Here is a 22,387-nt window from a genome sequence, read left to right as displayed (position 1 = left end):
GGCGCGCTACGGCCCCGCCGGGGCCTGGGCTTCTTCGGCGTCGGACACCTCGCCCGACAGCGCCCGCTCCTGCTGCTGGGGCAGGTCCTTGAGCAGCGCGCGGATGCGGCGCAGCGCGTCCTTGCCCGCGGCGCGGTTGCTCAACCGGCCATCCGGGCCGAAGAGGAGGAAGGCGGGGTGCTTGTCCACGCCGTAGGCCTTCGCCAGCGAGCCGTCATCCACCGCGATGGGGTGGCGCAGGCCGTGCTCGCGCGCGAAGCCCTCCACCTTGTTGGTGTCCCGCAGCTCCGTCTCGGAGTGGGTGACGTCCACGCCAATGACCTTCAGGCCACGCGGCCCATAGTCCACGACCCACCGGTTCACGGCCTCGAACTGCGCGGCGCACTCCTCGCAGTCCATGGTCCAGAAGTGCAGCAGGACGGGCAGTCCATCGAGTTCAGAGACGTGGACGGGGGCATTCACCCAGCCGCCATCCGGGTCCAGGAGCGTGAGGGGGATTTTCGTCGAGGCCATACGGGCTCCCTAGGGTGGGAAAGCGCTTCAACGGGTCGCGACTGGAAGCTATGCATGCATCTCCGGCGGCTCCCGGCTGCGCGCCCGTCCGCTCGTCCGTCCGGCAGAGGCCCACGGCTCGCTCCTTCCCCAGACAGGCAGGCGGGCCTTCTTCGTGAAGGACGTCATGCACATCCCCGACTTCGAGCTGGAGCGGTACTTCGCGCGCTGGGAGTTCGCCGCGCCCTACCTGCTGTGCGCCTCCGACGTGGAGGGCTGGCGCATGGCGGACCTGCTGGCGCTCGCGACGCCGGAGGACCGGGCGCGCTGGGAGAACCTGACGCTGGGCTACACGGAGACGTCCGGGCTGCCCCCGCTGCGCGAGGCCATCGCCGGGATGTACCCGGGCCTTACGCCCGACGACATCCTCACCTTCGCGGGCGCGCAGGAGGCCCTCTTCGTGGCGATGAACGTCCAGCTGGGCCCGGGCACGCACGCCGTCGTCACCTGGCCGGGCTACCAGTCCCTCTACGAAGTGGCGCGCGCCACCGGCGCGGAGGTGACGCTGCTGCCCCTGCGCGAAGACACGGGCTGGGCGCTGGACCTGGACGCGCTGGAGGCCGCGCTGCGCCCCGACACGCGCGTGGTGGTGGTGAACTTCCCCCACAACCCCACCGGCGCGCTGCCGGACCGCGCCACCTTCCAGGCCCTGTGCGCGCTCTGCGAGGCGCGCGGCATCCTCCTGTTCTCCGACGAGGTGTACCGCCTGCTGGAGTACGACCCGGAGGACACGCTGCCGCCCGCCGCGTCGTGCTTCGCGAAGGGCGCGAGCCTGGGCGTGATGTCCAAGGCCTTCGGGCTCGCGGGGCTGCGCGTGGGCTGGCTCGCGTGCCGGGACGCGGAGCTGCTGGCCCGCTGCCGCGCCTTCAAGGACTACACCTCGCTCTGCAACAGCGCCCCCAGCGAGGTGCTGGCCCTCATCGCCCTCAAGGCGAAGGAGCAGGTGCTGGCGCGAAGCCGCGGCCTGCTCACCGCGAACCTCGCCCTGCTGGACGCCTTCTTCGCGCGCCACGCGGACGTCTTCCATTGGGTGCGCCCGCGCGCCGGCAGCGTGGCCTTCCCGCGCCTGCTGCGGAACGTCCCCGTGGCCCGCTTCACCGAAGCGCTCATCGCCCGCGAAGGCGTGCTGCTGTTGCCCGGTGACGTGTATGGCTTCCCCGGCGCGCACTTCCGCCTGGGGCTGGGCCGCGCGAACCTGCCGGAGGCCCTGGAGCGGCTGGAGCACTTCGTGCGCGCCGGCGGACTCGACGCACTGGGTTGACGCTCAAGGCCAGCGCACCGCGTCAGCTCTTCCCATGACAGCAGGGCTGTCGGCTTATCGCTTTCTTGTAATGCGACTTCTAGACTGGTTGTCCCCCCGCCCGGCCTGCGGCCGTGCGAACGCCCTCTCAGTTGCACGAGAGGCACTGGAGACACACCCCGATGAAGACGCTGATGGGCGCGGCCGTGGCCGCCGTGACGCTGCTGGTGAGCACCGAAGCCGCCGCGACGAACTACACCCTGTGGATCCACGGCAAGAACGGCAACACGACGCAGGCCGGCAACTACAACGACTTCAGCTATTGGGGACCGTCGAGCACCGCGGCGGGCGTGAACAAGAAGGCGGTCAACTGGAACGGCACGCAGCGCATCGGCACGGAGAACTACCGGGTGCGCAACGCGCTGGACTGTTTCTGCACGGGCACGAACTGGTGCTACATCGCCGCGCACAGCGCCGGTGACCTGCAGATCGGCTACGCCCTGTCGCTGTACGGCGGCAGCACGCGCACGAAGAAGAACGCCACGCCCGGCGCGAACGGCGAGTGCGGCAACCTGGACGGCACCACGCAGACGGGCTGGAACATCAAGTGGGTGAACGTGGCGTCCGGCGCGGGCGGCGGCAGCGAGCTGGCGGAGCTCGTCGGCTGGGCGGACGGTTCACCGCTGGTGAGCGACCTGGTCGTCTCGACGGCCCGCGCCATGTACAACCACAACACGACGCGTAATGTGTGGTTCTACATGTTCGCCGGCGCCAAGGGCACGGCGTACTCCGGCGTCCTCGCGGGACAGGACGACGAGGCGGTGGCCTACCACTCCACGGGCGGTGTGTCCGGCAGCGGCAACGGGTCCTACTGCAACCCGGGCGACTGGTTCTGCGGCGGCACGCTGAACACGGGCACGGCGGCGTGCAGCGACGGCCGGGCGAAGTGGAGCTTCCACACCGTGGCCCTGCGCGATGACGGCGAGGCGTACAACCACTACGCCAATGGCAACTGGGGCGGCATCGTCTCCAAGGTGCGCGAGGACGTCGTCACGTACGCGTACTAGACTGCACGGCTTCCCCCGCCCCCCTCTGGCGAAGCCCGCTCATGACCCCCGACGACGGCCGCCTCTCCTCCCAATCCTGGTCGCGACGCGGCCGGTGGTTCCTTGCCCTCGTGCCGTTGATGCTCGGGGGTGGGGTGTTGTTCTGGTGGCATGCGAGCGAGGGAGCGGAGGTCGCGCGGGGGACGCCGGAGCCGGAGGACGTGGTGGGCCCGGTTCCCGACGCACGAGACGGGACACGGGCCCCGGCCGGCCGCGCGGGCCCGTCCTCGTCCTCGTCTGCGGAAGCGGTGGCGGCGGCGCCGTCGCTGCTCAGCCCGGAGGCCCGCGAGCGCGAGGCCCGGCGCGAGCTGTGGCAGAAGCGCCTGGAGCGCGCGCGCCGCTCGCTGGAGGCCTACGTGGCGGCCACGCGCTATCCGCCCGAGTCCCGCCCCAGCAGCGAGCATCCGGATGAGATGGAATTGGCGGAGCCGGAGCGCACGCGGCCGTTGAGCGTGAAGGCCGCGGAGGACGGCACCTCCGACGTGCAGCTGCGGCTCAAGCAGGACAAGGTGTTCGTCGTCGGCAACGAGACGGTGCTCTTCACCGTGGCGTGCGAGGACTCGCGCCGTGAGCCGCGGCCGTGCTCGGTGGTGTCCGCGGTGGCCCATGAAGCGGACCACATGCGGGGCGCGGGAGGCGTGGCGGGCGTGCCCATCCCCTTCGGGGACGACGGCCGCGACGGCGACGCGGTGGCGGGGGACGGGATGCTCACGGGCCGCTTCCAGCCGTCGAAGCAGGGCTTCGCGATGTACTCGGGCACGCTGCGCGTGGACGTGCGCGTGCGCTCGGGGTCGGTGGAGGACGGGACGTTCTTCGACGTGCTCTACACGCCCGCGCCGCCGGCCACCTTCACGCGCCGGGTGCGCGAGTCCCTGGAGGGCGGCTCACTGGATTTGTACCTGTCCGTGCAGGTCCGCAAGCCAGGGCGGTACGTGGTGTCCGGGCGCATGGATGACGAGGGCGGCGTCCCGTTCGCGTCGGTGTCGTTCAACGAGGAGCTGCCCGAGGGCCTGAACGAGGTGAAGCTCTCCGTCTTCGGCAAGCTCATCCGCGACGAGGCGCCCACGTTCCCGCTGGTGCTGCGCGACGTGGAGGGCTTCCTGCTCAAGGAGTCCGGCGACCCGGACCGCGAGCTGATGGTCACGCTGCGCGGCCCGGTGCACACCACGCGCGAGTACTCGCTCCAGCAGTTCTCGAGCGCGGAATGGAAGAGCCCGGAGCGCGAGCGCTACACGGAAGAGCTCCAGAAGGACGTCATGGAGGCGCAGACGCAGCTCGACGCCGTGCTCGCGGAGAAGCACGGGCCCCCGCAGAGGCCCTGAGGTCCGAATCCGCCTGAGGCTCGGAGCGCTCGGCCGCTCAGGACTCCTGCGGCGGGGGCGGAGGCGGGGTGTCCGAGCCCGGCTCCGGCTCCGGCTCCAGTTCCATGACGTCGGCGTCCTGCACGTCCTCGACGCTGGCCTGGGCCGCGGATTCGACGTGCGCGTCCGGGGCCACCACGACGCTGGGCTCCATCGCTTCGGGCGCGTCCAGGGTGAAGTCGTTCACGTCCGCGAGGAAGTCATCCGGCGGCGGCACGTTCATGGAACCCAGGGCCGCGAAGTCCGGTCCGCTGTCCTCCAGCGTGGCCAGGAAGTCGCCCTCGGAGCCTTCCGGGCCCCCGGCCGTCCCCTGCGCGGACGCCTCCACCTCCGCGTCGGTGGACTCGGCCCCCACGTCCTCGCTCAGCGCGCGCAGCTCCTCGTCGCTCAGGTGGGACAGGTCCCCCGACTCCAGGAGGAAGAGCAGATCCTCCGCCTCCTGCGCGGAGACGGTGCGGGGCATGGTGTCCAGGTTCTGGAGTTCCCACGCGGCGTCGTCGGGGGACAGGATGTCGGACGGGTCCAGGGAAGGGTCCGTGTCCACGGCCTCCGTGCGCCGCCCCTCGTTGAACAGCCGCGCCTGCATCAGCGGCGACGACGAGGGCTGCGCCGTGCCCAGCAGCTGCGCGTAGGAGGGCGCCGAGGCCTCGAACTCGCTCACGCCCGCGAAGGTGCGCAGCTGGGAGTTCTCCAGCAGCGCGGCCCGGGAGGCCTCCGAGGCGTCAGGGGACGCGGGGGACGCGCGCCCCCGCGGGGCCGGGCCGGCTTCGGTGAGCCCCAGGTCGGCGAGCAGCGCGCCAGCCAGGTCGCCCTCGGCGTCCGCCTGGAAGTCGCTGTTGTCGGAGAAGCCGCGCCGCACCGGATCCACCGGCGCCAGGGCCTCCTGGCGCACGGGGGCGGTGACCTCCAGCTCCGCGGAGATGGAGTGGGCCCGGGACGTGGAGATGCCAGAACCCACGCGGCGGATGGAGGTCATGGTGGTCCTCGGGTGATGGCCCGCACGTCGGGCAGCGTCTGATTGTCCGCCGGGCCCGCGAGGAGTTGCTAGGGGGCGGCCGCGGAATCCGCCTCCTCGCTCGCCGCGTGGGCCTTCTGCTCCCGGTATTCACCGATGTGCGCGTACACGTGCTCCGGGAAGCGCAGGTCCTTGTAGACGTTGCACGCGTCCGGGTCGTCCGCGTTGGGGCAGATGGGGAAGTCCTGGCGCGACTGGAACTCCAGCACCTTCTCCCGGCGCGGCGGGCTGTAGTCCCGCCCCTTCACCTGCTCCACCAGGGCGTGCGCCTGGGCCTCGTCGCACGCGGGGTCCTGGCGCAGCAGGCGCACGAGCGCCGCGTCGTCCACGAAGTGCCGCGCCACCATCGCGAACACCAACCGGCCGTAATGGCCGATATCCTCTCCCGCCTCCAGCGACGCGAGCAGGTGCGACATCATCCCGTTTGCCTTCAAGTCCTCGACGGCCATGGCTCCCACCCTTTCTTGGGGGCTGGAAATCTGTTCAGTTCTCTCCTGCGAAGCTAGGCACGGCCGCCAAGGTGGCCACCCCGAACGAGCCTCAGGGCGAGGCGAAGCGGGCACGGGCGCAACGTCGCTCGGCGGACAGGGGAGTCCCATGGGGTCTACGGAAAGAGCATCCGCGCGTCTTTCAGGACAGAAAACCTCGTGGGGGCGCCCCGGGCGCGAAGAGACATGGCCGCTGGCCTCCCGCTTGCTGTACGGGAGCCCAGCCAGGAGGCGGCAGTCATGAGATTCGAGAGCGCGGGGCAGACCCACATCGGGCGGCGGCCGCACAACGAGGACGCGTACTGCGTCCTGCCCGAGCGCGGCCTGTTCGTGGTGGCGGATGGGTTGGGGGGCCAGGAGGGCGGCGAGGTCGCCAGCCAGTGCGTGGTGGACACCTTCGCGGGCTTCAGCGACCGGCTGGACCGCGACCAGGACGGCACGTGGCCGGATGCCGTGGATCCCGCGAAGAGCCGCGAGGAGAACTATCTGGCGGCCTGCACCGCGCTCGCCCAGCGCACGTTGCGCGTGCGCCGCGTGGGCAAGCTCAAGGAGATGGCCTCCACCGTCGTGGCGCTGGTGGTGAGCGAGCGCAGCGCGGCGGTGGCCCACGTGGGCGACAGCCGCCTGTACCGCCTGCGGGATGGACAGCTGGAGTCGCTCACGCGCGACCACTCGCTCATCGAGGAGCTGCGCGCGGCGGGCCGCGAGCCTCCCGGCAACCCGGCCAACCTGCGGCACCTCATCACCCGCGCCCTGGGCACCGAGAACGCGGAGCCCACCGTGCAGCGGCTGGAGACGCAGCCGGGGGACGTGTTCCTCCTGTGTTCGGACGGCCTCTACGAGCCGCTGGGCCCGGAGACGTTGACGGAGTGGCTGAAGGCCCCGTCCGCCCAGGTCGCGTGTGACGCGCTCGTGAACGCCGCCTACGAGGCCGGCGGTCGCGACAACATCACCGCCGTCGTGCTGCGCGTCGCGGCGGCCTGAGCGCCTCTCGCGCCGGAGCTGGGACGTGAAGGCCCGTGCGTGGACCCGTCAGGTCAGAGGGTCCCGCCGACCTGAAGAGGTGGGTCCGCGGGGACGGAGGGGAGTCGCATTTCACAGGGACTTCAATCCTCAAATATTTCCAGGTTAATCTGGTGCTTCCCCCCTCGCGTCACTCCCCCTTTCATCGACCGAGTACCCGTTGCGTATGACGCTCAGCCTTGCCGCGCGCCTGACCGCGGCCATTACCGCCGTGGTTGTCGTCCTCACCCTGGGGAGCGCGTTGCTGCTGGGGCTGTCGCTGCGCTCGCGGGTGGAGACCGAGATGGTCTCCTCGCTGGCGCAGGACAAGGTCCGCTGGGAGTCGCTGAAGGAGCAGGAGGTCCGCGTCGCTTCGGAGCTGGCCCGCGTGGCTGCGGCCCATCCGGCGTTCGCGCAGGAGCTGTCGCGTGCGTCCCCGGGCCGCGCGGTGGCGGGTCTGCTGGCGGAGCAGCGCGCGGTGCTGGGCGTGGACCTGCTGGCGCTCACGAGCGCGGACGGGCGGCTCGTCGCGGCCACGCGGGAGGGGAACCTCTCCGGGCTGGACAAGGTGGTGCGTCAGAAGGGGCAGGTGCTGCTGCCGGGGGAGGGCGCGCCCCTGCTCGCGGCGGCCGAGCCGCTGAAGCTCGACGGCACGCTGGTGGGCTACCTCGTGGTGGGTTCGGACGTGGGCGCGGAGGCGCTGGGGCGGCTTGGCGCGGGCAGTGAGCAGTTGGAGGCGCTGCTGCGCGTGGGGCCGCGCCTGGTGGCGCAGTCGGTGCACGCGGTGACGGCGCCAGCGCTGCTGGCCTCCGCGACGGCCGGGGCATCCGCGGACGGGAGCGCGGTGGCGGTGGGGGACGCAACCCTGCACCTGTCGCGGGTGGAGGTGGGCGAGGGGCTGGAGCTGGTGCTGGCGCGGGGCGCGGCGGCGGAGTGGGCGCGGACGCGCTCCACGCTGGTGCGCATCCTCGGGGTGGGCCTGCTCGTGGCGCTGCTGGCGGGCGCGAGCATCTTCCTGGTGGTGCGGCGGATGATGGCGCCCCTGCACGCGCTGACGACGGCGGCGGCGCGGGTGGTGGCGGAGAACGACTTCAGCGGCAGGCTGCAGCTCCACCACTCCACGGATGAGATTGGCCAGCTCGCCAGGTCCTTCGGGGACATGATGGAGCGGCTGCGCGCGGTGCTGCTGGCGCTGCGCGGGTCGGCGCGGGAGCTGGAGGCGACGGCGCTGGAGCTGGCCACGTCCGCGTCGGACCAGAACCTCGCGGTGACGCGGCAGGCGGCGGCGCTGCACCAGACGCAGATCGCCGCGCGCCAGCTCCAGGAGAGCTCCCGGGCGGCGGCGCAGCGGGCGACGGGCGTGCTGCGCGAGGCGGAGAAGGCGGGCGCGGTGGGGCAGGCCGGCGAGTCCGCGGTGGCGGGCAGCGTGGGAGGCCTCACGCACATCCGCACGCAGGTGGAGCGCATCTCCAGCACGGTGTCGGAGCTGCGGCAGCGCACGCGGCAGGTGGGTGACATCACCGGCACGGTGAAGGACCTGGCGGACCAGTCCAACGTGCTGGCGCTCAACGCGGCCATCGAGGCGGCGCGCAGCGGCGAGGCGGGGCGGGCGTTCGCGGTGGTGGCGCGGCAGATGCGCTCGCTGGCGGATCAGTCCGCGACGGCCACGTCGCGCGTGCAGTCCATCCTGGGCGACATCGGCCGCGCCATCTCCGAGGCGGTGAAGACGAGCGAGGGCGGCTCGCGCGAGGTGGAGGGCGGCCTGGACCAGGCGAGGGCGGCGGGCGAGAGCCTGCGCGCGCTGGCCATGCTCATCCAGAACAACAGCGAGTCGGTGAAGAGCATCGCGGACATGGTGAGCCAGCAGGACGCGGGCATCGCGGAGCTGTTCGCCGCGCTGAGCGACCTGGTCCGGCTGGCGGACGAGACGGTGGAGCGCGTGGCCACGAGCGCCGTGGCCGCCGCGCGCCTCACCACCGCCTCGCACGAGGTGACCACCATCGTGGAGCAGTACCGGCTGTGACGGCTGTGCCGGAGCCTGGCGTGGGCGCTGGGGCCTACCCCGCCTCGCCCCCGTCGATGGCGTAGGCCGCGCCGGTGATGGCGCCCGCCGCCTCCGAAGCCAGGAAGAGGCACACCGCCGCGACCTCCTCCGGCTGGACGATGCGGCCCATGGCGTTCATCGACGCCAGGGCCTCGCGGGCCTGCTCCTCGGTGCGGCCCGTCGTCTTGGAGATGGCGGCGGTGGCGCCGGCGAACATGTCCGTCTCCACCCAGCCCGGGTTCACGTTGTTCACCGTGACGTTCTTGCGCGCGTACTCCACCGCCAGCGCGCGCGTCAGGCCCAGCAGCGCGTGCTTGGACGCGCAGTACGCGGACGTGTACTTCGCCCCGCGCGTGGACGTGATGGATCCGATGTTGATGACCCGCCCGCCGCCCGCCGCCACCATGGCCGGCATCAGTTCGCGGCACAGGATGAAGGGCGCCGTCACGTTCACCGCCATCACCTTCGCCAGGTCCGCGGTGCTCGTCTTCGTCAGCGGCGCGGACACGGTGATGCCCGCGTTGTTCACCAGCACCCGGGGCGGCCCCATGGCGAGGATGGTCTTGCACGCGGCGAGCAGCGCGGCCTCGTCCGCCACGTCCACCGCGTGCGTGCGGATGCGGTCGCCGCCTTCCTTGCGAAGCGCCTCCAGTGACTCCGCGGAGCGCGCCAGCGCCCAGACGTCATAGCCCTCGCGCGCGAACGCCAGGGACACCGCGCGGCCAATGCCCCGGCTGGCGCCCGTCACCACCACCGTCTTCGTCGTCTCGCTTGCCATGGCCGGCAGCATATCCGCACGTCCGCGCCGATATGCGCGCGTGCGACGTGCGTTTCATGGAGCAGCAGCGCCGCCGGGCGCGGATGGCAGACACCCGGCCCCCCCAACTCCAGAGGTCTCCTGCATATGAAGTCCTTCAAGCGTGGCTTGCTGGCCGTGTCGTCCCTGATGCTCGCCTCCACCTCCGCCTTCGCGGCGGCACCGGGCCCCATCAACCCGCGGCTGCTGGGCACGCGCGCCATCGTCGCGTGCGACGCCGTGGAGAAGTCGTGCGGCGTGGCCAGCATCTCCTTCCCCGCGGGCATCAGCGGCCTCGTGCCCTACGGCCGCCCGGACGTGGCGGTGGCCACCATGTTCTACCCCTCGGTGGATGACGCCGAGGCGGCCATCGCCCGCACGGACGCGGGCGACACGGCCCAGGCCGCCGTCGACTACGTGTTCTCCGTGGATCCGTATGCGGACTACCGCCAGCTCGCCGTGGTGAAGCTCAAGCCGGACGGCACCATCACCGTGGGCCAGCAGACCGGCGCGCAGAACACCCCGCAGCGCTGCGCCGTGAAGGGCGCCACCTTCGTGGTGCAGGCCAACAACCAGACCACCGCTGAGATGTGCAACGCCATGGCCGCAGGCTTCCAGCGCGCCAAGGGAAGCCTTCCGCAGCGGCTGCTCGCGTCGCTCAAGCTGGGGGCCCGCGTGGGGCAGGACAACAACGGCGAGCGCTCCGGCGTCATCCGCGTCTGGACCTCGGAGAACGAATCGACCTTCTACACGAAGGTGCTGGCGGACGCCGTCGTGCACAGCAGCAGGACCGCGCTGAAGGACCTGGACGTGGAGATGAACCGCTACCAGGCGGGCATCGCGGCGCCGTACGCGGCGGACCTCATCCCGCTCAGCGCGGAGACCGCGAAGACCGTGAAGGGCGCGCTGTCCAAGGCCGGGTACTACACCGGGGTCGTGGACGGCATCTGGAACGACGCCGCCGAGCAGGCGCTGTCTGACTTCAACTGGGCGACCCTCTTCTTCCTCAAGCCCACCGTGGTGGTGGACGGCCAGCGGAAGATCGACGGTCCGCTGGTCAACTTCCTGCGCGACGCGGACCCGAAGGCGCTCGTCCCCGGCGGGGAGTGAAGCACCGGGTGCCGGACCCGCGGGTCCGTTTGACGGCTCCGGGAGTGCGACGCTAAGCACCCCGGCATGCCCCGCGCCGACATCACCGACCTGTTCCGCATCGACGACCTGCTGTCCGCCGAGGAGAAGGCCGCCCGCGACTCCGTGGCCCGCTTCGTGGACGCGGAGGTGCTGCCCATCATCGGGCGGCACTTCCGCGACGGCACCTTCCCCGCGCACCTCGTCCCGGGACTCGCGGAGCTGGGCGTGCTGGGCGCGAACCTCCAGGGGTACGGCTGCGCGGGGATGAACACCGTCAGCTACGGGCTCGTCCTCCAGGAGCTGGAGCGGGGGGACTCCGGCCTGCGCAGCTTCGCGTCGGTGCAGGGCTCGCTGTGCATGTTCCCCATCCACACCTTCGGCAGTGACGAGCAGAAGGCGCGCTTCCTGCCGGGCATGGCGAAGGGGACGCTCATCGGCTGCTTCGGCCTCACCGAGCCCGACTTCGGCTCCAACCCCGGCGGCATGCGCGCCCGCGCCCGGAAGGACGGCGACAGCTGGGTGCTCAACGGCACCAAGGCGTGGATTACCAATGGCTCCATCGCGGACGTCGCGGTGGTGTGGGCGAAGACGGAGGACGGTGGCGCGGAGTCCGTGCGCGGCTTCCTGGTGGAGAAGGGGATGCCCGGCTTCAGCGCCCGGGAGATTCCCGGCAAGTTCTCCCTGCGCGCGTCGCTCACCAGCGAGCTGACCTTCCAGGACGTGCGCGTTCCGGAGCGCAACGTGCTGCCCGGCGTGGTGGGCCTCAAGGGGCCGCTGTCGTGCCTCAACAACGCGCGAGCGGGCATCGCGTTCGCGGTGACGGGCGCGGCCATCGCCTGCTTCGAGGGCGCCCGCGAGTACGCGCTCTCCCGCGCGCAGTTCGACGGCAAGTCCATTGCCGGCTACCAGCTCACGCAGGAGAAGCTGGCGGACATGCTCCAGGAGATCGTGAAGGCGCAGCTCCTGAGCTTGCGGCTCGCGCGCCTCAAGGATGAAGGCAGGAGCAACCCGGTGATGGTGAGCCTGGCCAAGCGCAACAACGTGAAGAGCGCGCTGGAGATTGCCCGCGTGGCCCGGAGCATCTACGGCGCCAACGGCATCACCGACGACTACCCGCCGGTGCGCCACATGCTCAATCTGGAGTCCGTCTTCACCTACGAGGGCACCCACGAGGTGCACACGCTGGTGCTCGGCAAGGCCATCACCGGCATCGACGCGTTCGGCTGAGCCGCTGCCGCTTCGAGCGTCGGAGGTGGAAGGCCGCGCCTCCCCTCGCTCCCGGTGGGGAGGAGGGGAGGGCACGGGAAGGAAATCAGGACTGCGTGCCGCCCTCGTTGCCGGTGCCCGTCTCGGGCGCGGCGTCCGCCGTCGGTTCGGAGCCGGCCTCGGCTTCGGCTTCGGCTTCGTCGGACCCATCGTCTTCGGTCGCGGCGGCCACGGGCTCGTCGGGGATCTCCGGCGCGGTGCCGGCGGCCTCGGCGGCCTGCTGCGCCTTGAGCTCCTCGTCGTTCATGAAGCCGACGGGGCTGTCCTTGCGGTTGAAGAAGCGCACGGACTTGGCGGACAGCTGGAACATCTGCTCGGCCGCGGTGGCGGGCACGAGCGAGTGTTCAATCTGCGCGGGCTCCGGACGCTCCACGATGCCCAGCTCGCCTTCCTCCAGCTGCTTGGCCTGCGTGGGGGACAGCTCCATGCGGCGCAGCTTCCCCTTGCGCGTCATGAAGTAGAAGGTCGTCTCGCCCGGCTCCTGGGGCACCTGCGAGCCCAGCACCAGCTCGCGCAGCGCCCGGTCCAGCTCCACCTGCTTCTTGGACTCGGCGCGCTGGTAGGCCTTGGAGCCCGGCAGGGGCGGCAGCTTGGGGATGGGCTTGTCGGTCGCGGCCGGACGCCCGGACGCGGCGAACCCGCCCTGCGGTCCCCGGAAGCCTCCACCGCCTTCGCGGCGCGGCGGACCTCCGGCGCCTCCACCGCGTGGGGGGCCACCGGCGCCACCGCCCTCACGGCGCGGCGGACCTCCGGCTCCTCCACCGCCCTCGCGGCGCGGCGGACCTCCGCGGTCGTCTCGACGCGGCGGGCCTCCCGATGTCCGGTTCTCGTCACGTCCCCGGTGGGCGGGGGCGCGTGGAGCGCTCCCCCGGTCGTCCCCAGGGGGGGAGGCCGGTCGTCGGGGAGGCGTGGGAGAAGACTCGGTCTTCTTGGCCTGCTCCTCGGAGACGAGGCCCGCTTTCAACAACTTGTCTCGCAGGTTCTGCATGGGTTGGGCGTTCTATCCCTTGCACGGCTGCACGCAAGCCACCGCTTGCCGCTCCTGTGGCCCCCACGTAACTTGCCGCCCCCGCCGTTCCGTGTCGTGGAGGTTCCGTGAGAAGTCTGACGAAGTCCGCCGCCCTTGCCCTGGTCCTGGCCGCCACCGGCTGCTCAGACCCGGTCGACAAGGCGGCCAAGGCCCGCATCTTCTCGCCGGAGGACCCGCCGAAGGTCGTCGCCTCCGCGAAGCAGAAGCTGCCGCCGGAGGACGTCGCGGACAACCCCCAGGTGTCGCGCCGCATCCTGGGCATGGACGCCGCGGAGGTCACCGAGCGGCTGGGCCCGCACTTCTTCCAGTCCACCCTCAGCTACGAGTGGGCCGGTCCCAACGGGAACAACCCCGTGAAGCTCACGGAGACGCGCTCCTTCCGCGCCGGCCCCGGGGGCGTCAACGGCGACTTCCACGGCATCCTGGAGAACTCCCGCGACCAGGGCCTGGAGGTCATGCGCGTGCAGGGCCAGGTCTTCGCGCGCAACCGCTACGGCCCCTACCGCCAGCGCCTGCGCGACCGCGGCATGGCCGAGCGCACCCGCACGGAGCTCACCGGCGCCATCCGCGACTTCGACAGCCTCTTCCAGGGCCGCATCAAGCTGACCCCCGCCGGCACCGTCACCCACGAGGGCCGCACCGCGTGGAAGTACGCCGTGTCCCTGGGCCCCGCCCTGGAGGGCGTCACCGCGCAGAAGATGCCCGCCGCCTTCGCGCCCCGCTCCGGCGCGGACGAAACGACGAAGCGCCGCGCGAACTTCTTCACCCACCGGACGCCGCGCTCGCTGGAGGGCGAGGTGCTGGTGGACGCGCAGACGTCCGTCGTCCTCAAGGCCCGGCTGGACGGGCGCATCGGCGTGCCCCAGGAGAAGACGACAGAGGCGGCCGAGCTGCGCATGACCCTGGAGTCGAGCCTCACGGAGATTGGGAAGGACCCCAAGCTCCAGCCGCCCCAGGACTTCCTGCCGGACGCGGACAAGCCCCAGGGCATCGCGGACGCGCTGGACTACTTCGGCATCCCGCGCGGCAAGCCCGGCGACTCCCCGACCACCCCCGGCGCCACCACCCCCGCCAAGCCCGGAGCCGAGCCCGAGCCCGAGGACGAGGGCGAAGGCACCTGACACACCCGGTCCGGGCGCGCCCGGACCCGTTGGACGCCCCACGGCTTCAAAGGCTGTGACGGCCATGTCCTACCGGGCCTCTCAAAAGTTGAGAGGCCGCTCGCAAGTGCTTGATGTGGCTGGGAATCCCCCTGGCCCTCGCCTTGCTCTGGGGGTGGGGCATGTTCCGCTCCGCCCTCTCCCTGGCGTGCTGCGGGCTCGCGTTGTTCGCGGCCCCCGCCCTCGCCGAGTCTCCCCGAAGCCTGGGTGTCACCGTGGCGCCGCTCGGGGCCTACGTGCTCAAGGGCGCGGAGGTGGGGCGCAGCGTGGGCTACACCGCCGGCCTGGGCTGGGCGTACCGCAAGACGGGGGCGGTGCTGGAGGTGGGCGGCCACCTGGCGTCCGGCCGGCACCTCACGGAGGTGACGCCCATGGCGGTGCGCTTCGTGCCCCTGGGGGACACGCGGGTGCGGCCCTTCCTGGGCCTGGGGGCCAGCCTGCTCGTGCCCCACGCGAGGCCGCAGCCGTCAGCCCCGGACGCGCTGGGCAGCCGCGTGCTCCAGGTGGGCGTGGAGTTCAGCGGCGGCGTGGGCGTGGAGGTGGGGAGGGGCTTCTTCCTCTCCGGCGAGGCGCGCTACCAGAACTTCTCCGCCGGCGGCGACCCCTTCTCCGGCGACCGGCAGAGCCTGACGTCCGTCTTCCTGGGATTGGGGATGCGCCTGTAGCAGGTGGGGCGGGTCGCTACAGATTGGCAGCGACCTGTTGGAAGAAATTTTGACGGCCCTCTTGCGTCCCCTACAATCCTCGTCGGTTGCGGCCCAGACGCATCTGACATGCTCGGGTGTTCAGGCGTGCACAACGAAGGGAGCGGAGATGGAGCGCAAGGTCGGAAGTAGCACGTTGACCGCGAAAGACGTCAAGGCGGCGCTGGAGAAGTCCACGACGCTGACGGCCGAGGAGGAGAAGGCCCTGCGCATGCGGCATGGAGCGGGTGCCGCCAGCAAGACCGCGCCGCTGCCTCGCGCCGCGGGTGCCAACGCGGAGCTCGCCGACGAGCTGCTCGTCATCGAGATGCAGCTGATGAAGGCGATGCGCGCGCGCACCGGCCAGACGCGCACGGCGGCCAACGCCTCCAAGGCGCCCGCCGCGGCCCGGACGCCCGAGGCTCCGGCCAACGCGACGAAGGACAAGATCGTCCGCGCGCTGCGCACGAAGAAGAAGTAGGCGCCGAAGCAGGCGCCGAAGCGTCGGCGCCCCTCGCAGGGCGTCGGGGTGGTGCCACAGGGGGCGTGAAGCCCCTACTGGTTGAGGATGGCCACGAGGCGCGCTCCCGCCTCGGGTAACGCCAACGGCGTGCCCGAGATCTCCATGGCCAGCCCCTCCGCGTCCGCGGCGCCGCCCCGCGCGAAGAGTCCCCGCAGCCAGGCGAAGGCGGCCGGGTTGCGCCAGAAGTCCTCGTTGAACCGCTCGAGCAGGTACGCGGTGAGCCGGGGCTCCAGGGCCCAGGCCCGCAGGTAGCGGGTGACGTAGAGCTGCGGATCCACGTCATGCAGGAAGAAGCCCGGGTGCGGCTGCGCGAAGAGGGCGCGGCGCTGACCGTCGGCGTACTCGTCGGCGCGGTCGGCGGAGGCGCCCTTCGTGGACAGCGACAGCTCGTAGGGCAGCTTCGCGCAGTGCCGGCGCAGCACCGTCAGCGCGTGGAACGCGGACAGCCGCACGGAGTCCTTCACCGTGCCGGAGGGCAGGTGCAGGTAGCGCTTGAGCCACGCGGGCGACAGCAGCAGCCGCTCGAAGGTGGTCGCGTACGCCTCCGTGACGGACGCGTCCCCCAGCCGGCGCAGCTCCATGGGGGCGTCCTCGTCCACGTGGGCCAGGTGCCAGGCGTGGCCCAGCTCGTGGAGCAGGTCGCCCAGCGCGTCCAGGCCGCCCCGGGGCTGGAGGACGAGCCGGATTTCGTCCGGCACGCGCACGGCGGCGACGAAGGGGCGTGACGCCTTGCCCGGGCGGGCCTCGTCGTCCAGGCGGATGCGTCCGCCCGCGTCGGGGCGCAGGCCCCAGTCGGACAGCCAGCGCATCACGGCGGGCAGGGTGTCCTCGCGCCGGAAGTGGGCATCCATCCACGGGGCGCGCATGGCGGCCTGCACGTCGTGGCGCCGGGCCTCGCCGCCGGGGAGCGCGCGCAGGTTCGGTTCAATCTTGCGCAGCACGTAGCCCAGCACGTCGCGGTAGGCGTCCTCGGTGGCGCGGAGCGTCTCCTCGGCGGCCTCGGCGAGCTTGCCCGCGTCAATGCCGGTGACGTCCTGGCGCAGGGCGGGGTAGTTCGCGAAGCCCAGCTGCTCCGCGGCCTGGAGGGCGGCGTCGCGCCGGTCTCCATAAGGGCCCCGGTGCTCCCACAGGAAGTTGCCGGCGCCGCGCTCCAGCAGGGCGCGGCGGGCGCGGTTCTGTTCGCGGGGAAGCTGGGCCAGGGCCTGGGAGAGCGACAGCGTCTGGTCATCCGCGGGGATGTGCGAGTGCGCTTCCAGCGCGACGACGGCGTCCCCGGCGCGGGTGGCGAGGGATTCCTCCACCTGGGTGGCGATGAGCTCGCGCACCAGGGTGATGCGGCGCACGGCGAGGGTGTCCTCGCGAAGGCGGGCCTTGGCGAGCGCCTCGTTGGCGGCGGAGAAGGTCTCCAGCGAGGACAACTCCGGAAAGGAGGCGTGGAGGCGCGCGACGGGGAGGTCGGGGGAGAGGCCCGCGCCGTAGCGGTACTGGAGGGTGGCCAGCTCGGCGAGGAAGTCATCCAGCCGCGACCGGACGGTATGCAGGGGACGGTCCATGGCGGCGCGGAAGGTAACAGGAAGCCCGCGTCACGGCAGGGATGGCGCGCATAGAGTGTCGCGCCATGTGCTCCGCCTCCGCCGTCTGGCTGCATGCCCCCCTCACGTCCCGGGTGGAAGGGGAGGGCGCGCGATGAAGCGCCGCACGTTCCGGGGAGAGGGCGCGCACGTGGGCCGCGCGTTGGCGGACGCGGTGGCGGCGGAGCTGGGGCTGCCGGTGGCGGACGCGCGGCGGCTGGTGGAGGTGGGCGCGGTGTACGTGGCGGGCCGCCGGGCGCGCGACGGGGCGGTGAAGCTCCAGTCCGCGCAGGTGGTGACCGTGGTGCTGGAGGAGGCGGGGCAGAGTCCGCTGGAGGCCGTGGGGCCGTCCGCGCCCCTGCGCGTGCTCTTCGAGGACGCGGACGTCATCGCGGTGGACAAGCCCGCGGGCCTGAACGCGCAGCCCTCGGAGGGGCGCGTGGGCACAAGCCTGGTGGACCTCGTGGGCGCGCACCTGGGGGGCACGGCGGGGCTGGTGCACCGGTTGGACCGGGAGACGTCCGGGGTGACGGTGTTCGGCAAGTCGGCGTCCGCCACGGCCGCGCTGGCGGAGGCGTTCCGGGAGGGCACCGCGCGCAAGCGGTACCTCGCGGCGACGGGGCCGGGGCTTCCGGCGGGCGGCACGGTGGACCTGCCCCTGTCGAAGGATCCGTCGCGGCCCGGGCGCTGGAGGGCGACCCGCGCGGCCAACGGCGTGCCCGCGTGGACGGACTACCGCACGCTGTTCGCGGGCGATGCGTTCTGCCTGGTGGAGCTGCTGCCCAGGACGGGTCGCACGCACCAGCTCCGCGCGCACCTGACGGCGCTGGGGACGCCCATCCTGGGGGACGCGCGCTATGGCGGGGCGGGGAGCGCGGGAGGGCTGAAGGCGCCGCGCTGCCTGTTGCATGCGCAGGCGCTGGAGCTGGGGCATCCGCGCACGGGTCAGCCGCTGCGGCTGGAGGCGGCGGTGCCGGAGGACCTGCGGGCGTTCTTCGTCGCGGCGGGAGTGCAGGTGCCCGAAGGCCCCATCGGGGGCGGGGACGCTGCTTCCTGAAGCGGAAACCGGGATTGCCCGGGGAGGGAGGACAGGGCCCCACCGTCCGGCGCATCGTGTGTAGACTGGGAACCTCATGGGTGGCGGGAGAAACGGCAAAGGTCCTGGAACGCCGGAGCCTTCCCCGCGCGGACCTGGAAGGGCCCTGCGCGGCGAAGACGTGCGAGGCGCGCTGGCCCAGGTCTGCCAGGACGCCGCCCGCCTGCTTCGGGAGGGACAGGCGGCCCGGGCGTACTCCGGGCTGGTCGCCGCCAGCCGCACGCTGCCGATGACGCCCCGGCTCGCGGCCGTGCTGGTGCGGCACGCGTTGCGGGCGGGCACGGAGCGCGAGGTCATCTCCCTGCTGGATGCGGCGATGGTGGCCGAGCGGGGCGAGGTGCGCCGCGAGGTGCGCCGGCAGTTGTCGAGGGTGCTGCGCCGCAGTGGTCAGGAGGCGCGCGCCGCGGCCGTGCTCAACGGCCTGCTGCTGATGGATGCGCCGGGCGACGCGCGGGCCCGCTTCGTGATGGACGTGCTGCGCGAGCGGGTGGCGAAGGGCGCGCCGTCGCGGCAGGAGCCGGAGGACGACGAGTCCCGGACGAAGACGGTGGAGGTGTCCGCCCTGGCGTTGTCGGATCCGGAGCGCGGGAACACCGTGCTGGAGCTGCCGACGGTGCCCGTGGAGGTGGTGAAGGGGGCCTCGGCGAGGGCCGCGACGGTGCAGGTGCCGCTGGGCGAGTGGGCGGCGGTGGGGCGTGCGGCGGCGCGAGGACCGGAGTTTCCCTGGGAGGATGAAGGACCGGGCAGGGCCCGCGCGGTGACTCCTGCGGAGAGGGCGGTGGCTTCGCCTGGAGCGAGGGACACGGGCCCGGTGGACGCCGGTGGGAGTGGCGGACCGGTGGGGCCCGCTGACGGGGCCGCGACGCAGCCGGTGGCCGAGGAGGAGGCTCCAGCGGCTGGGCGTGCCGACGCGGCGCTGTCCTTCCATTCGACGGAGTTCCCGTTCGTGACGGGGGACTCCGCGGCTGCGGTCTCCGGCCCTGCGCCTTCTGCCGTGCCGTCGGTGACGACGCTGGAGGTGTCACCGACCGTCGACGTGGCGCAGGTGGCCGAAGAGAAGTCAGGTGGGGCTTCGTCGGTCGACGTCCCGCAGGAGAAGTGGGCTCACCCGGGTTCGCTCGATGGTGGCTCCGCGGTGCCCCCGAGCCCGTTGCAGCAGGGCGCTCCGGTATCGGATGGATCGCCGAAGGAACTCAGCGCGAACTCGACCGTGGTGACAGGGTCGTCCGCACCGGGTGATTCCGCTTCGACCGAAGCCGGTCCTCCGAACGAACCCGGTACGAAGTCGACCTCGGCGCCGGATTCGAACGCACTGCGCGATGCCGTGTTGCTGGAAGCCGCCTCCGCGGAGGACCTCGACGCGGAGTCCATTGCTGCGCCGGAGTTGTCTTCATCGCTCGATGCCTTGGCGGAAGGCGCTTCTGCGAAGGACCTCGACGCGAAGTCGACTGTTGCGCCAGAGCAGCCCGTATCGGTCGATGCCGCGTTGTTGGAGGTAGGCGGCTCTTCGAGGGAGCGCGACGCGAAGTCGGCACCTGCGCCAGGACAGTCCGCATCAGTCGATGCCGCATTGGCGGAAGTCGCCTCTGTGAAGGCGAGCGAAGCGAAGCCGACTGCTGCGCAGGAACAGCCTTCGTCGCTTGATACTGCGCCGACGGCGGTTGCCTCCGAGAAGGCGAGCGAAGCGAAGCCGACTGCTGCGCTGCAACCGTCCTCGATGCTCGATGCTGCGCCGACGGCAGCTGCATCCGCGAAGGAGCGTGAAGCGAAGTCGACTGCTGCGCAGGAGCAGTCTTCATCGCTCGATGCTGCGCGGACGGAAGCCGCCCCCGCGAAGGACCTCGCCGCGAAGTCGGCTGCCACTCCGAACCCGGCCGCACAGCCCGAGGCAACTGCATCGGGAGCACAGGCTCCGGCGCCCCGGGACTCCACGCTCACGTCGCAGCGGGGTGCGCCGCGCCTGCTCGACTCCGTGCTGGTCCCGGGCGCTCCGTCGAAGGCGTTCGACGAAGACGAGCCGACGTCGGAGATGATTCCGCCGCGCCCGCTCGACTCCGTGTTGGTCCCGGGTGCTCCGTCGAAGGCCTTCGACGAAGAAGAGCCGACGTCGGAGATCACCCCTCCGGCGCGGAGCGATGCGGAGACAGACAAGGACGCTTCGGGTTCGACCCGGACGGGCGACAAGAAGTCGCGCACGAAGTCGCCGGCTCCCTCGCTCCGGCGGACCACCGTGCTGGTTCCCGCCGCTTCGAATCCTGCGTTCGACGAGGAGGAATCGACCTCGGAGGTCGTCGTTGCTCCGCCGGATGCGGGTCCTCCCCAGGCCGCGACCCCGCCGACGCGCGACTCCGGCCGCTTCCCTTCCGTGAAACCGACAGGGAGTGGCGCAGACGCTGACGCGGAGCTCGCCGCGCCTCCCGCCGCGCCTCCCGCCGCGCTCACGCCGGAAGAGGGCGCGGAGCTGGCCCGCTCGCAGCGTCAGGAGTCCCTGCTCATCGCGCGCCAGGCGTGGCGCGAACTGGCCCAGCTGTACCTCAAGCGTGCCGACCGCGCGAAGGCCGCGCCCGAGCGGGCCGAAGCCCTCACGCGGCTCGCGGAGGTGATGGAGAACGAGCTCCAGGACTCCGCGGGTGCCGCGCGCATGTACCGGGAGATCGTCGAACTGACCGGCGAGCGCACCGCCCTGCGTGAACAGGTACGGCTGCTGTCCCAGCGCGAGGACGCATCCATCGTCCGCCGTGCGCTCGACGACGCCATCCAGCGGGCGAGGACCTCGCGGGCCCGGGCCATTGCCCTGCTGACGCGCGGCGAGCGGCTGTTGAACATGGGCTCTCGCTCCAAGGCGCGCGAGGACTTCGAGGCGGCGGACGCGCTCGTGCCGGGGCTGTTGCCCGTGCTCGCGGGGCTTGTGCGCTGTGCCTCCGATAAGGAGCGCGCTGCCTTTACCGAACGCCTGCGCGCCGCCTGTGCCGCCGCGCCCCGCCGCGCTCCGGATCGTCTGGACGCCCTGCGGGTGCTCGCGCAGACGGCGGAGGAGTCCCTCGGCGACCTGCGCATCGCGCAGTGGGCCTGGGCTGAAGTGCTCGCGGAGAGTCCCGACAATGAGCAGCCCCGGGAGCACCTGTTGGCGCTCGCGCGTCGGTTGGGGGACCTGCCCGCGCTCAGCCAGCTCCTGCATGCGCAGCTTGCCCGCGAGCCCCGGGGACCCGCCGCGCGCAAGGCGCACCTGGAGCGCGTGGCCACGCTGGAGGCCATGGGGGACGCGGGCGCGGCGCTGGCGGAGCTGCGCCAGGCGGTGCGCTTCGAGCCGGGGCACAAGGAAGCGTGGCTGCTGCTCGCGGAACGCTGCATCGAGCGTGAGCAACTGGGCGAGGCCGCCTGGGCGATGGAGAACGCGGCCACCGCCACGGAGAGCGACGAGGAGCGCCAGCGCACGTGGGAGCGACTCGCGCTCTTCTGCCGCGAAGTGCTGCACAACGCGGAGCGCGCCCGCATCTACGCACGTCGCGCCGAGAGCCTGCGCAAGGCCCGGGAGGATCGCGCCCGCCCGCCGCCGCCCGAACCTCCGCGCACCGCGCCTCCGCCGGCGCCCGGTGTGCCGCCGCCCTCGGTGCTCGTGGCGCCTCCGGTCACCACGGGCCTCATTCCCGCGAGCCGCAAGGACCTGTCCGACGAGGTGACGGCCAACACCGACGTCCCGTCGATGAACGCGGCCGAGGAGGACGCGACCTCCGCTGCGTCCGCGAAGCGCTCGGCCCGGGCGAAGGACGGTGCGGCTCCGAAGTCAGCGGCCAGGGTGGACGCGGGTGCGCCGCAGGGCTCCACTGCGACCGGGGACCTCTCCGGGAACGCGAGGGCTTCAAGCGCGGCCCCGGACGCTCCAGATTCCATCGCCGCTTCGCGCAAGGCCCGGAGCGAGGCGAAGCCCACGGCTGCCGTGAAGGCACCGTCGGGCAGCCACGCATCCGTCGCGGAGGTGGCACCGGGCGCTCGGAAGGGCGCCGCCGCAAAGGCTCCATCCGGAAAGCACGCTTCGGTCGCAGCCGCGTCTCCGAGCACAGAAGCTTCGCGCCGCTCCGAGTCCGCCAAGGCTCCATCCGGAAGCCCTCCCTCGCTCGCGGAGTCCGCCCCGGGGCCCAGCGCCACGGCCCGTACTCCTTCCGCCAAGGCTGCACGCGGCACCGCGAAGGACCCAGGCCGCCGCCCTCGGTGCTCGTGGCGCCTCCGGTCACCACGGGCCTCATTCCCGCGAGCCGCAAGGACCTGTCCGACGAGGTGACGGCCAACACCGACGTCCCGTCGATGAACGCGGCCGAGGAGGAC

General features: G+C 72.1%; 18 protein-coding genes. 12 read left to right on the top strand and 6 right to left on the bottom strand.

What is annotated here, in order from left to right; genetic code table 11:
- Positions 1-6 precede the first annotated feature (6 nt).
- Positions 7-513 carry a peroxiredoxin family protein gene (locus D7X12_RS17210; RefSeq protein WP_120626354.1) on the bottom strand — a complete coding sequence of 169 codons (507 nt, stop codon included), beginning with the start codon at positions 511-513 and terminating at the stop codon, positions 7-9.
- A gap of 166 nt (positions 514-679) precedes the next feature.
- Between D7X12_RS17210 and D7X12_RS17205 the strand changes: the two genes are divergently transcribed.
- The 3 genes from D7X12_RS17205 to D7X12_RS17195 all read left to right on the top strand — a co-directional run bounded on the left by D7X12_RS17205 (position 680) and on the right by D7X12_RS17195 (position 4,220).
- Positions 680-1,813 (top strand): aminotransferase class I/II-fold pyridoxal phosphate-dependent enzyme, encoded by a 1,134-nt coding sequence (locus tag D7X12_RS17205; protein ID WP_120626353.1) that lies wholly within the window; start codon positions 680-682, stop codon positions 1,811-1,813.
- Between the two features lie 161 nt (positions 1,814-1,974).
- The gene (locus D7X12_RS17200; protein ID WP_120626352.1) at positions 1,975-2,859 is read left to right on the top strand and encodes a hypothetical protein; all 885 of its coding nucleotides are present in this window, start codon (positions 1,975-1,977) and stop codon (positions 2,857-2,859) included.
- A gap of 41 nt (positions 2,860-2,900) precedes the next feature.
- Positions 2,901-4,220, top strand: a complete 1,320-nt coding sequence (locus D7X12_RS17195) for a choice-of-anchor X domain-containing protein (protein WP_120626351.1) — start codon at positions 2,901-2,903, stop codon at positions 4,218-4,220.
- 37 nt (positions 4,221-4,257) lie between these two features.
- Here the strand turns inward: D7X12_RS17195 and D7X12_RS17190 are convergent, their stop codons facing one another.
- Both D7X12_RS17190 and D7X12_RS17185 read right to left on the bottom strand, forming a co-directional pair.
- A complete protein-coding gene (locus D7X12_RS17190; RefSeq protein ID WP_120626350.1) occupies positions 4,258-5,235 on the bottom strand; it encodes a hypothetical protein in 978 nt (325 codons plus the stop codon).
- A 68-nt stretch (positions 5,236-5,303) separates the two neighbouring features.
- Positions 5,304-5,723 (bottom strand): hypothetical protein, encoded by a 420-nt coding sequence (locus D7X12_RS17185; RefSeq protein ID WP_120626349.1) that lies wholly within the window; start codon positions 5,721-5,723, stop codon positions 5,304-5,306.
- Between the two features lie 279 nt (positions 5,724-6,002).
- Here D7X12_RS17185 and D7X12_RS17180 point away from each other — a divergent pair, with 279 nt between their 5' ends.
- Together D7X12_RS17180 and D7X12_RS17175 are read left to right on the top strand one after the other, a co-directional pair.
- Positions 6,003-6,746: a PP2C family protein-serine/threonine phosphatase gene (locus D7X12_RS17180; RefSeq protein WP_120626348.1), complete on the top strand. Its 744-nt coding sequence runs from the start codon at positions 6,003-6,005 to the stop codon at positions 6,744-6,746.
- A gap of 205 nt (positions 6,747-6,951) precedes the next feature.
- Positions 6,952-8,787 (top strand): methyl-accepting chemotaxis protein, encoded by a 1,836-nt coding sequence (locus D7X12_RS17175; protein ID WP_120626347.1) that lies wholly within the window; start codon positions 6,952-6,954, stop codon positions 8,785-8,787.
- Between the two features lie 34 nt (positions 8,788-8,821).
- On the opposite strand, the gene D7X12_RS17170 is transcribed toward D7X12_RS17175, so the two are convergent.
- Entirely contained in the window at positions 8,822-9,586 is a 765-nt protein-coding gene (locus D7X12_RS17170) for an SDR family NAD(P)-dependent oxidoreductase (protein ID WP_120626360.1), read from the bottom strand.
- Between the two features lie 126 nt (positions 9,587-9,712).
- Between D7X12_RS17170 and D7X12_RS17165 the strand changes: the two genes are divergently transcribed.
- On the top strand, positions 9,713-10,714 hold the full coding sequence (locus D7X12_RS17165; RefSeq protein WP_120626346.1) for a DUF1028 domain-containing protein: 1,002 nt from the start codon (positions 9,713-9,715) through the stop codon (positions 10,712-10,714).
- 66 nt (positions 10,715-10,780) lie between these two features.
- Positions 10,781-11,962 carry an acyl-CoA dehydrogenase family protein gene (locus D7X12_RS17160; RefSeq protein ID WP_120626345.1) on the top strand — a complete coding sequence of 394 codons (1,182 nt, stop codon included), beginning with the start codon at positions 10,781-10,783 and terminating at the stop codon, positions 11,960-11,962.
- Between the two features lie 85 nt (positions 11,963-12,047).
- Here the strand turns inward: D7X12_RS17160 and D7X12_RS17155 are convergent, their stop codons facing one another.
- Positions 12,048-12,989 (bottom strand): DUF2058 family protein, encoded by a 942-nt coding sequence (locus D7X12_RS17155; RefSeq protein ID WP_120626344.1) that lies wholly within the window; start codon positions 12,987-12,989, stop codon positions 12,048-12,050.
- Positions 12,990-13,096: 107 nt separating this feature from the next.
- On the opposite strand from D7X12_RS17155, the gene D7X12_RS17150 reads away from it, so the two are divergent.
- The 3 genes from D7X12_RS17150 (at position 13,097) to D7X12_RS17140 (ending at position 15,355) form a co-directional block, all read left to right on the top strand.
- On the top strand, positions 13,097-14,152 hold the full coding sequence (locus tag D7X12_RS17150; protein WP_120626343.1) for a hypothetical protein: 1,056 nt from the start codon (positions 13,097-13,099) through the stop codon (positions 14,150-14,152).
- A 161-nt stretch (positions 14,153-14,313) separates the two neighbouring features.
- Complete coding sequence (locus D7X12_RS17145) at positions 14,314-14,856, top strand: hypothetical protein (RefSeq protein ID WP_147443703.1); 543 nt, start codon at positions 14,314-14,316, stop codon at positions 14,854-14,856.
- Positions 14,857-15,004: 148 nt separating this feature from the next.
- The gene (locus D7X12_RS17140; protein ID WP_120626341.1) at positions 15,005-15,355 is read left to right on the top strand and encodes a hypothetical protein; all 351 of its coding nucleotides are present in this window, start codon (positions 15,005-15,007) and stop codon (positions 15,353-15,355) included.
- Positions 15,356-15,429: 74 nt separating this feature from the next.
- On the opposite strand, the gene D7X12_RS17135 is transcribed toward D7X12_RS17140, so the two are convergent.
- Entirely contained in the window at positions 15,430-16,950 is a 1,521-nt protein-coding gene (locus D7X12_RS17135) for a peptidase M3 (protein ID WP_120626340.1), read from the bottom strand.
- A gap of 133 nt (positions 16,951-17,083) precedes the next feature.
- On the opposite strand from D7X12_RS17135, the gene D7X12_RS17130 reads away from it, so the two are divergent.
- Together D7X12_RS17130 and D7X12_RS17125 are read left to right on the top strand one after the other, a co-directional pair.
- Positions 17,084-18,025, top strand: coding sequence for an RluA family pseudouridine synthase (locus tag D7X12_RS17130; protein WP_120626339.1), 942 nt, complete (start codon positions 17,084-17,086; stop codon positions 18,023-18,025).
- 160 nt (positions 18,026-18,185) lie between these two features.
- Positions 18,186-22,343: a hypothetical protein gene (locus D7X12_RS17125; RefSeq protein WP_120626338.1), complete on the top strand. Its 4,158-nt coding sequence runs from the start codon at positions 18,186-18,188 to the stop codon at positions 22,341-22,343.
- Positions 22,344-22,387 lie beyond the last annotated feature (44 nt).

The sequence above is a fragment of the Corallococcus sicarius genome (assembly GCF_003611735.1).
GTDB classification, from domain to species: Bacteria; Myxococcota; Myxococcia; order Myxococcales; family Myxococcaceae; genus Corallococcus; species Corallococcus sicarius.
Note: the sequence above shows the minus strand (reverse complement) of the source record. Positions and strands in the feature narration are given on the sequence as shown.

Bases quoted from the DNA above. Each gene is read 5' to 3' on its own strand.
- D7X12_RS17185 (WP_120626349.1), bottom strand. From the start codon at position 5,723: ATGGCCGTCGAGGACTTGAAGGCAAACGGGATGATGTCGCACCTGCTC.
- D7X12_RS17135 (WP_120626340.1), bottom strand. From the start codon at position 16,950: ATGGACCGTCCCCTGCATACCGTCCGGTCGCGGCTGGATGACTTCCTC.
- D7X12_RS17200 (WP_120626352.1), top strand. From the start codon at position 1,975: ATGAAGACGCTGATGGGCGCGGCCGTGGCCGCCGTGACGCTGCTGGTG.
- D7X12_RS17170 (WP_120626360.1), bottom strand. From the start codon at position 9,586: ATGGCAAGCGAGACGACGAAGACGGTGGTGGTGACGGGCGCCAGCCGG.
- D7X12_RS17160 (WP_120626345.1), top strand. From the start codon at position 10,781: ATGCCCCGCGCCGACATCACCGACCTGTTCCGCATCGACGACCTGCTG.
- D7X12_RS17130 (WP_120626339.1), top strand. From the start codon at position 17,084: ATGAAGCGCCGCACGTTCCGGGGAGAGGGCGCGCACGTGGGCCGCGCG.
- D7X12_RS17210 (WP_120626354.1), bottom strand. From the start codon at position 513: ATGGCCTCGACGAAAATCCCCCTCACGCTCCTGGACCCGGATGGCGGC.
- D7X12_RS17195 (WP_120626351.1), top strand. From the start codon at position 2,901: ATGACCCCCGACGACGGCCGCCTCTCCTCCCAATCCTGGTCGCGACGC.
- D7X12_RS17165 (WP_120626346.1), top strand. From the start codon at position 9,713: ATGAAGTCCTTCAAGCGTGGCTTGCTGGCCGTGTCGTCCCTGATGCTC.
- D7X12_RS17205 (WP_120626353.1), top strand. From the start codon at position 680: ATGCACATCCCCGACTTCGAGCTGGAGCGGTACTTCGCGCGCTGGGAG.
- D7X12_RS17145 (WP_147443703.1), top strand. From the start codon at position 14,314: ATGTTCCGCTCCGCCCTCTCCCTGGCGTGCTGCGGGCTCGCGTTGTTC.
- D7X12_RS17175 (WP_120626347.1), top strand. From the start codon at position 6,952: ATGACGCTCAGCCTTGCCGCGCGCCTGACCGCGGCCATTACCGCCGTG.
- D7X12_RS17190 (WP_120626350.1), bottom strand. From the start codon at position 5,235: ATGACCTCCATCCGCCGCGTGGGTTCTGGCATCTCCACGTCCCGGGCC.
- D7X12_RS17180 (WP_120626348.1), top strand. From the start codon at position 6,003: ATGAGATTCGAGAGCGCGGGGCAGACCCACATCGGGCGGCGGCCGCAC.
- D7X12_RS17155 (WP_120626344.1), bottom strand. From the start codon at position 12,989: ATGCAGAACCTGCGAGACAAGTTGTTGAAAGCGGGCCTCGTCTCCGAG.
- D7X12_RS17140 (WP_120626341.1), top strand. From the start codon at position 15,005: ATGGAGCGCAAGGTCGGAAGTAGCACGTTGACCGCGAAAGACGTCAAG.